Source organism: Bifidobacterium tsurumiense, from assembly GCF_000741765.1.
GTDB lineage: Bacteria > Actinomycetota > Actinomycetes > Actinomycetales > Bifidobacteriaceae > Bifidobacterium > Bifidobacterium tsurumiense.
In genome coordinates this window covers 1-13,812 of the sequence record NZ_JGZU01000010.1, presented here as the reverse complement: position 1 = coordinate 13,812, position 13,812 = coordinate 1, and the positions used below count along the sequence as shown (strand labels likewise).

The following is a 13,812-nucleotide window of genomic DNA, read 5'->3' as shown; positions in this document are numbered from 1 at the left end:
GCTGATCCAATACGACATCACTGCAGGAAGAATTATCTGAAGGACACTGGATTCATGACAACGCCATCGAGATAGGTTGTCTGTTTGTTCGTGTGGCATTGGTCACGGACTTGAACGTCTTGTGGATATGAGGCGTTCATATCCTTGACGTTTCTCGTGAAAATGGCTCGGGTTAAGATGATGTCAAGAGACACATCTTAAAAGCCCGAGCAATGAATTAAGAGGCTGAATTCAGGATTCCTGCAATTTTGGGTAGTCCGCGCGTTCAAGAAGACAAGTGCATATTGCGCGATTGCCTCACTGCAATGCCTTGGCGCCGATATCGTGGCGGAAGAACATGCCTGTGGTATCGGCTTCCTCCAAAACCTCGTAGGCCTTGTGCTGCGCTGCTTGCAGGTCTTCTGCCAGAGCGGTCACCACCAATACGCGACCGGAAGAAGACACGAGTTGAGCATCATCATCGCGATCCACCCCGGCATAGAACACATGCAGGTCGCTGGTATCAGCAGGCAGTGAGGGAATGTGTGCACCGGTTACTGAGGCATTGGGATACCCATCAGATGCGAGCACAACACCGAGCGCCGCACGATTGTCATCCCATGTGAATTCTGGTGTTTCTCCATCAAGGATGGCTTGAATGGCAGCACCGAGATCCGAGCTGAGCTTAGGAAGAACCACCTCGGTTTCAGGATCGCCGAAACGCGCGTTGAACTCGATGACCTTCGGGCCGTCCGCTGTCGCAATCAATCCTGCATAGAGGATGCCGGTGAATGGATTGCCTTCTTCGGACATGGCCTCTACGGTTGGCTTCACAATGGTTTCAAGCGCAGTGTCAATAACATCTTGACCGATTTGAGGCACAGGGGAGTACGCTCCCATACCACCGGTGTTCGGGCCCTCGTCACCGTCATAAGCACGCTTATGATCCTGCGAAATAGGCATAGGCCAGAACTCAGTGCCATGCACGAAGCTCATCAACGAGAACTCCTGGCCTTCCAAATATTCCTCGATAACCACTTTCGCGCCTGCGTTGCCGAAACGATGGTCAAGGAATATCTCACCCAAAGCGGCCAAGGCCGTATCTTCATCCATGGCAACCGTAACGCCCTTGCCGGCTGCCAATCCGTCTGCCTTGATAACAATGGGTGCACCCTGCTCGCGCACATACAACTGTGCTGCATCATAATCATCGAAGGTGTGATAGGCAGCGGTGGGAATGCCGTGGCGTTCCATAAGCTGCTTAGCGAAATCCTTGGAACCTTCGATCTGTGCGGCAGCCTTGTTCGGTCCGAAGGCCTTGATCCCTACAGCGGCAAAATCGTCGACAATGCCTTGGATCAGGGGGACTTCGGGGCCGACGCAAACCCAGTCCACCGCATTGCGCGTCACGAAATCAATGAGAGCGGCATGATTGGAGGGGTCAATTTTGGTAGTGCGGATGCCATCGAGTTCCATGCCTGGATTCCCAGGGGCGACGATGACCTCGTCCACGCTGCTTCCTTGCAAGAGTGTGTGTGCGATGGTGTGCTCACGCGCACCGGAACCGATAACCAGAACTTTCATACCCATGTGTTGTCCTTATCGTATTTGAACGTACTGTAACAAACGGCTCTATATCTAATGTAGCTCAACATCGGAGCCGTTATTGCTGACGATGCTGCCGACGCGATAACCGCGTTCGCCATGCTCCTGCAAAACAGACAAGGCTTCGTCTGCACGATCCTGAGGAACGGCAACAACCATGCCCAATCCCATATTGAAGATATTGAACATTTCCTCATGATCGATGTCTCCCGCCTTCTCGATGACATCGAAAATCGGCAGGATGGGCCAAGAGCCAAGATTGATGCTGGCTGCAAGTCCGTCGGGGATCATGCGCGGGATGTTCTCGATGAATCCGCCGCCGGTGATATGTGCTACGCCCTTGACAAGGCCTTGCTTGAACAGAGGCTGCAATGCCTTGACATAGATTGTGGTAGGGGTGAGCAGCACCTCTCCCAAAGGACGGTTCTCCAGTTCGGGAAGTTTGGTGTCCACGTCATATCCCGCTTGTTCGAACAGTGCTTTGCGCACCAAGGAAAACCCGTTGGAATGCACTCCGGACGATGGCAGACCGATCAGCACATCGCCTTCCTGGATCTTAGAACCATCCACGATTTCAGACTTCTCGGCGACGCCGACAGCAAATCCGGCCAGATCGTATTCGTCCTCGTCATACATACCCGGCATTTCCGCGGTTTCCCCGCCGATAAGTCCTGATTCCGCCTGAACGCATCCATCTGCCACACCGGCCACGACCTGTTCGAGCAATGCGGGGTCGTTCTTGCCGCAGGCAATGTAATCGAGGAAGAAGAGTGGCTGTGCACCTTGTGCTGCGATATCATTCACGCACATGGCCACGCAATCAATGCCGATCGTATTGTGGATATTGGCCATTTTGGCCACCATAAGCTTGGTGCCCACGCCATCGGTTCCCGAAATCAGGACTGGTTCCTTGTATCCAAGAGATGCCAGATCGAATAGTCCGCCGAATCCGCCGATCCCTCCAACGACTCCGGGGCGTTTGGTTCGCTCGACATGTGCGGTGATACGCTTGACGACTTCGTAGCCGGCTTCAACGCTGACTCCTGCATTCTCATATGCTTGTGGCATGAGTACCCTTTCGTTAAGAAATTGGTTGTGGGTGTGTTTGTTGCGTTTTCATGGAATGAGGCGCGGAATTGCTTGCTATGTTCCAACTTCGTGTGTGGAACGCGCAACCCGCGCCTCATAGTGGTCATTGGTTATTCGAGTGATGCCAACTGCGTATATTCATTGCCCTCATAGTCGCTGGACTCGTGGGCAAAACGAGGAAGCCTTACTCGATCATCAGGTGTCAGCGACTTGAGGAATCCTGTTTCGTAATCGTCCAATGCAGTGGGGTAGTCACCGTTGAAATATGCCACGCACAGTCCCGAATACGGAGCGTCTTCGTGAAGACCAATGGATTCTACCAAACCGTCAAGGGAGAGGAAGGACAGGGAATCCGCTCCAATGTAATCGCGAATTTCCTCCACGCTCTTTTTGGCGGCGATCAATTCCTTGGTGGTCTGGATATCGATGCCGTAGAAGCATGGATATTTCAAAGGAGGGGAGGAGATGCGCATATGCACTTCCTTGGCGCCGGCCTCGCGTAGCAATTGCACAATGCGGCGAGAGGTGGTGCCACGAACTATGGAATCGTCGATCACGACGACACGTTTGCCTTTTACGACGCCGCGCACTGCGGAAAGCTTCATGCGAACGCCCTGTTCACGCAGTTCCTGAGTCGGTTGGATGAAAGTACGGGCCACGTATTGATTCTTGATCAAGCCCATTTCATTGGGAAGTCCGCTGGCTTCTGCGTAGCCGGATGCCGCTGAGAGCGAGGAGTTCGGAACGCCGATGACCATATCCGCTTCGACAGGGGATTCCTGAGCGAGGCGGGCGCCCATGCGCTTGCGGGCTGAGTGCACATTGACTCCGTAGATATTGGAATCCGGGCGCGCAAAATAGATGAACTCCATAGAGCAAATCGCGAGCTGCGTCTTATCGGTGTAACGTTCGATGGTGTAGCCATCGTCGTTGACGACGATGATCTCTCCCGGACGGATATTGCGCACGAGCTCGGCGCCTACAATGTCCAAAGCGCAGGTTTCTGAAGCCAGCACATACGCACCGTTTTTCATCTGTCCCAATGACAGTGGACGGAAACCATTAGGGTCCAAAGCCCCGATCATGGCGTCCTGGGTCATCAGAAGATATGCAAAGCCGCCATGGACGGTATTCAGAGCTTCTTTGAGCTTGTCCATGAAAGTGGGTTTGGAGGAGCGCTTGATCAAATGCATCAGCACTTCGGTATCGGAATTCGAATGGAAAATAGCTCCTTCGTCTTCCAATTTGCGACGCAGGCTCACGCAATTCGTAAGATTGCCATTATGTCCGAGAGCCATATCTCCGTCATGGAAACGGAACAGGAATGGCTGGATATTATCCACGGATCCTGATCCTGCTGTGGCGTAACGTACATGGCCTATGGCCTTGTCGCCTTTCAAACGCTCGATTTCGTGTTCATCGGAGAACACCTGGGTGAGCAGCCCCAAGCCGCGATGGCCGTGCAGCTTGCCGTTTTCATTGGAAACGATGCCTGCACCTTCCTGCCCGCGGTGTTGCAAAGCATGTAATCCAAAATAGGTGAGTCGGGCGGCGTCAGGGTGACCCCATACGCCGAAGATACCGCACTCTTCATGAATCTCTTCGAGTTCAGCTGACAAGCCAAAGCTCCTTCCAAAACCGTGAGAATCGGGCGTTGGTACCGTCCCACACTATCAAGCGCCGAATACATCTATTACTCAGTGAGCTGATGCCCGTAGCGATCGGTTATGTCACTGAATTGGAGTCTTTGTTTCGGCGTTATTCGTTGAATATGAATGTCTCACTCTTGCTGTGTCGGCAAAGGGGAATCTCGGATGCTTGAATGGTCCAATACTCGATATTGAGCCATCGGTACAGATCGACTATCGAAACAGGTCGACCATCGACGCAAACCGATAGGTCAATGCAATCGCATAGCACTTGCAACGATTGCATTGACCGGCACAACCGGGTTGCTTCGGTGGAATCATATTCCCGAATCAACCGGTTGTATTGGCCGCATCACAGCGTCATACGGTCACTCAGTGAAATATTCCACACCGGCCTCGAATAATGGCTGGTACTTATTGCCTGGAACATTGCTGTACAAGCCATTGCCGGAGCGTTCGGAATGGCCCATCTTGCCGAAGACACGGCCATCAGGCTGGTGATGCCTTCCACTGCGAGCACGGAGCCATTGGGATTGACATCCCAATCCATGCTTGAGGTTCCTTGTTCGTCGACATACTGCGTGGCAAGCTGGCCATTGATCTTCAACAGTGCCAGCAATTCATCAGATGCCACGAAGCGACCTTCGCCATGCGATATTGCGATGGTATGCACATCGCCCACATTGGTATGCGAAAGCCAAGGAGACTTATTCGATGCGACACGTGTGCGCACAAGCCGGCTTTGATGGCGTCCGATGGTATTGAAGGTCAATGTCGGGCAGGCGTCATCCATGGGAACGATATCGCCGTAAGGAACCAGACCCAGTTTGATGAGTGCCTGGAATCCATTGCAGATGCCGAGCATCAAACCGTCTCGGTTTTCGAGCAGATCGCGGACGGCATCGGCGACTTCGGGTGCACGGAAGAAGGCGGTAATGAATTTTGCCGAACCGTCCGGCTCGTCACCGCCGGAGAAACCTCCGGGGATCATCACGATCTGGCTGTTGCGGATATCCTGCGCCAACTGGTGTGTGGAACGTGCCACCGCTTCGGGCGTGAGGTTGTTGACAATGCGGGTCTTGACCTTGGCCCCGACACGCTCGAATGCGGCTGCGGAGTCGTATTCGCAGTTATTGCCCGGGAATACCGGGATAGTAACGCGAGGTTGTGCTACGGGAACGCCGATATGGACCCTCTTTTTCTCGGTCTGGTAATTCAAGGTCTCCACGGTACCGCCTTCATGACGATACGGGAAGACCTCCTCCATGCCATGTTCCCAAACTTCCTGAAGTTGGGCGAGATCCAAGGTTTCTCCGGCTGCGCCGAAAGCATACTCTTGTGTGGTCTTGCCGATCTCACCCATGCACACCATATTGGAGGCGCTGGGAAGCTGGGCTTGTGGGGCCAATTCCACAAGGAAGGAGCCGTAGGCAGGAGAGAAGAGATCGTCGAGCGAGATCGCGTCATCCAGTTGAATGCCGATCTGATTGCCCAAGGTCATCTTGAACAATGCTTCTGCACTGGCACCATATCCAGGGGTCGACACGGCAACGGCATCGCCGTTTGCGGTCAACTCTTCGACGATATCCATCGCTTCGAGCAGACCTTCATGCTCAGGAGTGAGCCCGTCAGACAGCAGGCGCGGCGCGATGCGAACGATGCGATGCCCTGCGGCCTTGAATTCAGGAGACACTGCCTTGCGCATATCGCCGACAGAGACGGCGAATGAGATCAGGGTCGGTGGAACATCGAGGTTTTCGAAGCTTCCGCTCATGGAATCCTTGCCGCCGATTGCGCCGACGCCAAGGTCGACCTGGGCCATAAGTGCGCCCAAAACGGCTGCTGCCGGCTTGCCCCAACGCTTGGGATCATCACGCAGTTTTCCGAAGTATTCCTGGAAGCTCAGATATGCCTTTTTGCGGCTGAAGCCTGTGGCGACCAGCTTGGACAGTGATTCGACAACAGACAAATAAGCGCCGGTGAACTGATTGCGTTCCATGATATACGGATTGAATCCCCAGGCCATTGCCGAAGCGGTCGTGGTTTCACCGAATACTGGGAATTTGGCGACCATCGCCTGAGTTGCGGTGAGCTGCTTTTTGCCGCCGAATGGCATGAGCACTGTGGCGGCTCCGATGGTGGAGTCAAAGCGCTCGGACAAGCCCTTATTCGAGGCGATATTGATATCGCTGACCATGGCGGTCATGCGCTGAGACAGGTCGCCTTCCATCCAAGGAGTGGTGTAACCGCTGCCGGATTCCACATGCAGATCCTGATGCTTGGCGGCGCCGTTCGAGGACAGGAACTCACGGCTCAGATCAACGATGGTGTCACCATTCCACGTCATGCGCATACGCTGTTCTTCGGTTACCGTGGCGATGACGGTTGCTTCGAGATTCTCTTCGCGTGCGTAGCCCAGGAATTCTTCGACATCCTGTGCCGCCACATCGACAGCCATACGTTCCTGAGATTCGGAAATGGCTAGTTCTGTGCCATCCAAGCCATCGTACTTCTTGGGGACCGAATCCAGATCAATGGTCAGGCCATCGGCAATTTCACCGGTTGCCACCGATACGCCGCCGGCGCCAAAATCATTGCATCGCTTGATCAGACGGCAAGCGTCTTTGCGGCGGAACAGCCGCTGGAGCTTGCGTTCGACAGGGGCGTTGCCTTTCTGGACTTCCGCGCCGGATTCTTCCACGCTATCGACGTTCTGGGATTTGGAAGAACCGGTCGCGCCGCCGATGCCATCGCGGCCTGTACGACCGCCGAGCAGAATGATCTTGTCTCCTGGTGTGGGGACTTCTCGGCGTACATGGTCGGCCGGAGTCGCTCCGACAACGGCACCGACTTCCATGCGCTTGGCGACATAGCCGGGGTGATAGAGCTCGCTTACCTGTCCGGTCGCCAAACCGATCTGGTTGCCATAGGAGGAATAGCCGGCTGCTGCGGTGGTGACGAGTTTGCGCTGGGGGAGTTTGCCTTCCAATGTTTGGGAAACAGGCACACGTGGATCGGCGGCACCGGTGACACGCATGGCTTGGTAGACATATGAACGCCCCGAAAGCGGATCGCGGATGCAGCCGCCGATACATGTGGCGGCACCACCGAAGGGTTCGATCTCCGTCGGATGATTGTGGGTCTCGTTCTTGAAGAGGAAGAGCCAATCTTCGTCTTCTCCGTTGACGTCTACCTTCACCTTCACCGTGCAGGCGTTGATCTCATCGGATTCATCGAGTCCGGTCAATACGCCATTGGCCTTGAGCCATTTTGCGCCGATTGTGCCCATATCCATAAGCGATATCGGCTTGGAATCACGACCCAATTCATGACGCATCGTCATATATTTGTCAAAAGCGGCCTGCACCACAGCATCATCTATTTGGATATCCTCAAGCTGGGTGCTGAACGTGGTGTGACGGCAATGATCCGACCAGTAGGTGTCGATGACACGGATTTCCGTAATTGTCGGATTGCGCTGTTCTTCGCGGAAATACTGCTGGCACACCTGTGCATCGGCAAGGTCCATTGCAAGGCCGCGCTCGGCTATGAAGGAAGTGAGGCCTTCATCATCCAGATCAAGGAACCCTTTGATGATCTCCACGGGTTTGGGCTGGTTGACTGCAATATGCAAGGTCTGCCTGACCTCGAGTGACGCCTCGCGCGCTTCCACAGGGTTGATGACATAGTGCTTAATCGCTTCCACATCTGCTTCGCTGAGCTGACCGGAAAGCAGATAGACCTTGGCGCTGCGGACCGTCGGGCGGTCGCCTTGGGATATGAGCTGTATGCATTCACTGGCTGATTCTGCGCGCTGATCGAATTGACCGGGGAGGAATTCGGTGGCAAATGCCGTCAAACCGTCAGTGGACGGCAATTCGGCGTAGACATTGTCCGATTGAGGTTCGCTGAACACGGTGGGAACGGCTTGATCGAACAGTTCCTCGCTTAGGCCCTCTACGTCATAACGATTGATGATGCGCACTGTATCAAGGGTGCTGATGCCCACGATACTCACCAACTCATTGCGCAATTGCTGGGATTCGATGTCAAATCCCGGTTTCTTTTCCACATAGACTCGAAAAACCACTGTTTCCTGCCTTTGTTCTGTTATCGGTTGTCAAAATTCACAGTGAGTTGCCATTCACGCCTAAACGATAGGGAGGAATGGCAGTGAGAGGGGGAATGAAAATACCCGCATTCGTCAGGTGACGGGTGCGGGTATCACAGTTAGTCGAGTTCGACGCCTTCCTTGGCTGCAAGATTCTTCAGGCGCGTGAGAATCTCTTCATAAGCCGGAATAATATTGCCCAAATCACGGCGGAACAGATCCTTGTCGAGATGCTCAATCTTTCCGCTGCCTTCCTTGGTGTCCCACAACCGGCAAGTATCTGGTGTGATTTCATCGGCAAGCAGGATGGCACCATCGCTGGTCTTGCCTTCTTCGATTTTGAAATCGACCAATTGCACGTCAATGGCTTTGAAAATGTCAAGCAAGGCATCGTTCACGGCACGGGCCTGGCGAGAAATCTCCGCAAGCTCGTCCTCAGTGGCCAATCCCAAGGCGACAATGCCGTCATCATTGATGAACGGATCGCCCAGATCATCTGACTTGACGCAGAATTCCAAGATCGGCTTCTTCAAGGCAGTGCCCTCTTCAACGTCGTATCGCGTGGCGAAGGATCCGGCAGCGGTATTACGCATGATGATTTCCAGTGGGAACATCGTCATATGGCGAACCAGTTGCTCGGTATCGGAAATGCGCTTGACGAAATGGCTATTCACACCACGGGCTTTCAACAAAGCGAAAATAACCGAAGTAATGTGATTGTTGAGGCTGCCCTTGCCTTCTATTTGGGCTTTTTTCTCACCGTTGCCGGCAGTGGCCTGATTCATATACTCGACCCAGAGAATGTCAGGATCATCGGTTGAATACAGTTTCTTGGCCTTGCCTTCATATAACTGTTCGATTTTTTCCATGGTGCGCCTTCCTCGTGCAATACGAGATTGGGATGTGGGGTGAGTTACGCGTCTAGGCTAGCAACGGGAGGATACAACGAGAAGGCCTATTCGGCACTCGGTGCGTTGACCTTGATATCCAGCGAATCGGCCACAAGAGCCGCACGGGCGCGAGCGTCGTCTGCGCCGTTTCCGATGGCCAATGCCACAGCCATACGCCGATGTCCATGCACGGCCGGTTTGCCGAAAATGCGAAGATCGGTGTCGGATTGGCTCAGTGCCTCGGCGACGTTTTCGAAAACCGCTTCGCCATCGCCTTCCACCACAATGGCGTGGCTTGCGGCAACCGATCCATCCGGAATCGACAAAGAGGTATGACCCTGAGTGACAGGAAGTCCGAGGATCGCGCGTGCGTGGAGCGCAAATTCGCTGAGACGCTGCGACATCATGGTCACCATGCCGGTGTCATGCGGGCGGGGGGAAACCTCATTGAACAGCACTGTGCCATCGGTGAGTACGAATAATTCCACGCCGAATACGCCCCAACCGTGTTCGCCATGGCTCTGGGCCTCGCTTACCATGCCGACCACTGCCTGACGGGCAATCTCGCTTGCAGTTGCGAGGATCTGCGGATCAATTTGTTCGGGCTGCCAGGATTCGCGGTAATCGCCACTTTCCTGTCGTTGCCCTATCGGCATGCAGGTGACCACTCCTGCCGATGAACTGATAGTGAGGACGGTGAGCTCGTGTTCCAGAGGAACCAAGGCTTCTACGATGACGCGCGAAATACCGCCTTCGGCGGCGGCTCGGCGTCCGACCTGTGCCTCATGCCAGGCGTCGGCGAGCTGATCTGCGCTGCGCACCACGGATTGGCCGTGTCCGGATGAACTCATAATGGGTTTCACAACGCAAGGGAAGCCCACTTCCTGGGCGCCAGCTTCGAGCTCCTCGAAGGATCCTGCGAAACGATACGGTGTTGTGGGCAATCCGAGCTTCTCATGTGCCAGAACGCGGAGACGCTCACGATCCATGCATATGGTCGCGATGCCTGCAGAAGGCACGACCTGAATGCCGCGTTGCGCGGCAGAGGCAAGTTCCTGTGTGGCAATGGCTTCCACTTCGGGGACGACTATATCGGGATTGATCTCGTCGAAGAGCGCATTGAGTTGCTTCGGATCAGCCATATCCAAAACACGGTGTTCGTGTGCAACCTGCGCCGCCGGAGCTCCTGCATAGCTGTCAGCAGCGCATACCCATGCACCCAGACGCATCAACTCAATCGTGACTTCTTTGCCAAGCTCGCCTGATCCTAGCAAGAGAACCTTGGTTCTCTGCTTGCCGAGGGGAGTGCCGAGCACCCTTTGCTGTGAGGGTTCCGGTGAGGATATTGCTTGCGTGGTATCAGTGGTGCCGTTTTGATCTGCATCGTTCATGATCGAATGTGCCTTTGAGAATTCGGAATTGGATGAAGTGGCATGGGTAGCTGCAAATTCACTCATATCTCTTATTGTGCCACCGAGTGGATACTCAATCCTGCAAGAGTACTATTGGAACAATGAACAGGGATAGGGAAGTTCCTTCGGGGCAGCGTGAGAACGGAGATATTGACGTTCGGCCGCTGACAATCGCTTTGGTGGTGGACACCATCGGGAATCACGGCAACGGTACCTCGAATTCGGCTTTGCAATATGCTCAGGAACTGGAGCGTCAGGGGCATCATGTCCGACTAGTCGGCATTGGTTCTCAAGAGTATCCGGCGAAGGTGAATCGCATCCCATTGGTGTCGCACATAGCCGCAAGACAGCAAATGCAATTCGCAAAACCCAGTGACACCCTGTTTCGCACGGCATTCGCGGGTGTGGATGTGGTGCATATCTATATGCCCTTTTCCTTTGGGCGACGCGCTCGCATCATTGCACAAGAGATGGGCATCCCCGTCACCGCCGGTTTTCATGTGCAGCCGGAGAATGTGTTGTATTCCGCAGGGCCGCTACGTTTTGTCCCGGGTGCCTCACGATTCATCTATTGGCTGTTCAAGAGGTGGTTGTACCGGTATGTTGACCACATCCACACGCCGACGCAGATGATTGCCGAAGAACTCAGAAAACATCATTATGATGCCAAACTTCATGCGATTTCCAATGGATATTCGCCTCGTTTCGTGCCCAGACAACCACGGGCTGCGGCTGATATCCGTCCTCCTTATCGTGTGGCGGCATCGGGCAGACTCTCTTTGGAGAAAAGTCAGATCACCTTGATTAAAGCCATTTCTTTATGCCGCCATGGGTCGGATATCGAATTGTCCATTTGCGGGACCGGCCCCATGCGCAGGTATCTGCAGATGCGAGCGAAGCGATTGCTCAATTCGCCTGTGCGCATCGGCTTCCAGCCCAATGACAGGATGCCGGGTCTGCTCAGATCGCAGGATCTTCTGGTGCACGCATCTGTTGTCGATATCGAGTCGTTAAGCGTTATGGAAGGTATCGGCAGTGGGGTGGTGCCGATTATCGCTCGATCAGGGCTGAGTGCTGCGTCACAGTTCGCGCTTACGGATCAGTCGCTTTTCGAGGCACGCAATGCGCAACAATTGGCTGATCGCATCGATTGGTGGCTTGACCATCCGATGGAATTGGTGTCTTGGGAGCGGAAATACGCTCGGTTTGCGGCACAACGATATTCGGTTGAATCCTCGGTAAGGCAATTCATCGAGATGGAACGCGAGAGCATTGCTGAGTATGAGTCGAGTCATTAGGCCTTGATTCGAGGCTTCAATGCACGATATGGTACACAGTTTGTGATTGGTTGTCTGAGGGGCAATGAAGTTTCCTGTGAACAATATCCATCAGAAGTTGTTCCTTCGAGATTATGTTACGCAGGTCATACACGATGTCGGTGAAGAGAAGACAAAAAAGCGGGGCCGGACACCTAGTGCCCGGCCCCGCTTGAGTGCCGACCTTGCAGTACGGGCGCCTCGCCCGTTATGCCTCGCCACCTTGCGTGGCTCTCGTTCATCTCAATCACATCCGCTGCCTGCGCCATATTCATGTTCACCATCCGGCGTTGCACGGAATCTCGGAGCGGCATTCACCAACTGCTCAATATCAACCACCACAAGCCACTGCCGAGTGCTGCAAGGCGTTCCACTCTTCTTTTTTGAAGGCGTTGCAGCGGCTCCATCGCTCGGTAAACTGGCGGATTGATCTCGCTGCTTCGTTACAGACCTGCCGGCTAATTCCGGCTGATCACAACTCCGGCCTTCACTGGGTATTATACCAAGATTCAACCGATTCGGACAGGTCAGCGGTGTGCCGAATCCCAATGTTGAGTAGTGTTCACAAGGACTTGGTAAAGCGAACGACATGCAACGGATATCGTTGAATATGTTCGATACTGTGTGATTCGACGCGCCGTGTCGCATACTTGGCAAAAAACATGTATAGTATCCATCTGTTGTGCGAAGTCATTCGTCGCACCATGGTGGATATAGCTCAGTCGGTAGAGCATCTGATTGTGGTTCAGAAGGTCGCGCGTTCGAGCCGCGTTATCCACCCCCATTCATCCTCGGACCTCTCGGTTCCGGGGATTTTTGCATTGTGCCCTTGGTTGATTCCATTACCATGCCGTCGTGCAATGATGAACCCGCCCATACCGTCCGTTGTATGGAACTGCCCAATAAATCCATGTCGATACACTTACTGCCACAAGGCACATCAGCGAACATAAACACCATGTTTAGTTCCTATATGCCCGTGTCGAGTGTATTGATCGCAGAATGACAAAATATCAAGATGTCTGTGATTTCCGTTGAGCAGCGATATGGGGATGACAGATTGACAACGTTTTCGTTTATGTCAACTCATGATGAGTGAAGAGTATGTCTGTCCGACCGGGCATGTATTTGTGCTAAAACGCTTTACTAACTAAGGTTTTCGGTTTTCGACACACTGATGCTTAATCCCTTAATGGTATAGATATCAAGCTTTTGCGCAAGGAAATCTGCAAACGATTGCAGTTTCATATAAGTCGTGCTATGGTGTGATCTACATCACAGAAACCTGACGATGCGGTGGGTTGCTGCGATGACAATACCAAAACACGCATTGCTGGGTGAGGACAGAACCATGTCGATCCGCTGTAGGATTTCGTCGGAAACCAATGACGAAGAAACCCGTGGACCAGGAAAGAGCAACGCTCACACAAAACCGTTGCTGCCGAGGGTCGTTTTCACGACTATCTTTCTCGCAGTGACAGGACTGCTTCTCGGTTCAGGCGTTGCTCCGAGCCCTACGACAAGCGGGTTATTGGCCAGAATGTGTGTCTGAAATCGCCTCTCATGCCTTGTGCTGCAAGGTCTGAGAGGTGTTTGAATGTGGCGGTGGGGACTTTCGAGGTCGGCCAGAATGTGTGTCCGGAACGGGACGTGGCGCGTTGCGGGGCAAGGCCTGGGAGCCGTTTGAATGTGGTTGTCTGAATGGTATGAGAACCCACTTGCCCGAATGCCACGGAACGATGAAGGAAGAACGGGAAGACC

Annotated in this window: 7 protein-coding genes, 1 tRNA gene and 1 pseudogene; 2 read left to right on the top strand and 7 right to left on the bottom strand. The window is 53.8% G+C overall.

Features of this window, described 5'->3' with window-relative positions:
* Window positions 1-297: 297 nt before the first annotated feature.
* The 6 genes and pseudogenes from purD to purT all read right to left on the bottom strand — a co-directional run bounded on the left by purD (window position 298) and on the right by purT (window position 10,714).
* Entirely contained in the window at window positions 298-1,569 is a 1,272-nt protein-coding gene (gene purD / locus BITS_RS04935) for a phosphoribosylamine--glycine ligase (RefSeq protein WP_026642525.1), read from the bottom strand.
* 48 nt (window positions 1,570-1,617) lie between these two features.
* A complete protein-coding gene (gene purM / locus BITS_RS04930; protein ID WP_026642523.1) occupies window positions 1,618-2,652 on the bottom strand; it encodes a phosphoribosylformylglycinamidine cyclo-ligase in 1,035 nt (344 codons plus the stop codon).
* A gap of 131 nt (window positions 2,653-2,783) precedes the next feature.
* A complete protein-coding gene (gene purF, locus BITS_RS04925) occupies window positions 2,784-4,292 on the bottom strand; it encodes an amidophosphoribosyltransferase (RefSeq protein WP_026642522.1) in 1,509 nt (502 codons plus the stop codon).
* 398 nt (window positions 4,293-4,690) lie between these two features.
* Window positions 4,691-8,412 (bottom strand): annotated as a pseudogene (locus BITS_RS04920) (phosphoribosylformylglycinamidine synthase).
* A gap of 140 nt (window positions 8,413-8,552) precedes the next feature.
* Window positions 8,553-9,302 carry a phosphoribosylaminoimidazolesuccinocarboxamide synthase gene (gene purC, locus BITS_RS04915; RefSeq protein WP_026642520.1) on the bottom strand — a complete coding sequence of 250 codons (750 nt, stop codon included), beginning with the start codon at window positions 9,300-9,302 and terminating at the stop codon, window positions 8,553-8,555.
* Window positions 9,303-9,388: 86 nt separating this feature from the next.
* Window positions 9,389-10,714: a formate-dependent phosphoribosylglycinamide formyltransferase gene (purT, locus tag BITS_RS04910; protein WP_081693575.1), complete on the bottom strand. Its 1,326-nt coding sequence runs from the start codon at window positions 10,712-10,714 to the stop codon at window positions 9,389-9,391.
* Between the two features lie 122 nt (window positions 10,715-10,836).
* On the opposite strand from purT, the gene BITS_RS04905 reads away from it, so the two are divergent.
* Window positions 10,837-12,033, top strand: coding sequence for a glycosyltransferase (locus BITS_RS04905; RefSeq protein ID WP_026642518.1), 1,197 nt, complete (start codon window positions 10,837-10,839; stop codon window positions 12,031-12,033).
* A 724-nt stretch (window positions 12,034-12,757) separates the two neighbouring features.
* Window positions 12,758-12,835 (top strand) — tRNA-His (locus tag BITS_RS04900).
* Window positions 12,836-13,565: 730 nt separating this feature from the next.
* Here BITS_RS04900 and BITS_RS09515 read toward each other — a convergent pair.
* The coding region (locus BITS_RS09515) for a hypothetical protein (RefSeq protein ID WP_044259537.1) at window positions 13,566-13,812 on the bottom strand (247 nt) is incomplete at its 5' end.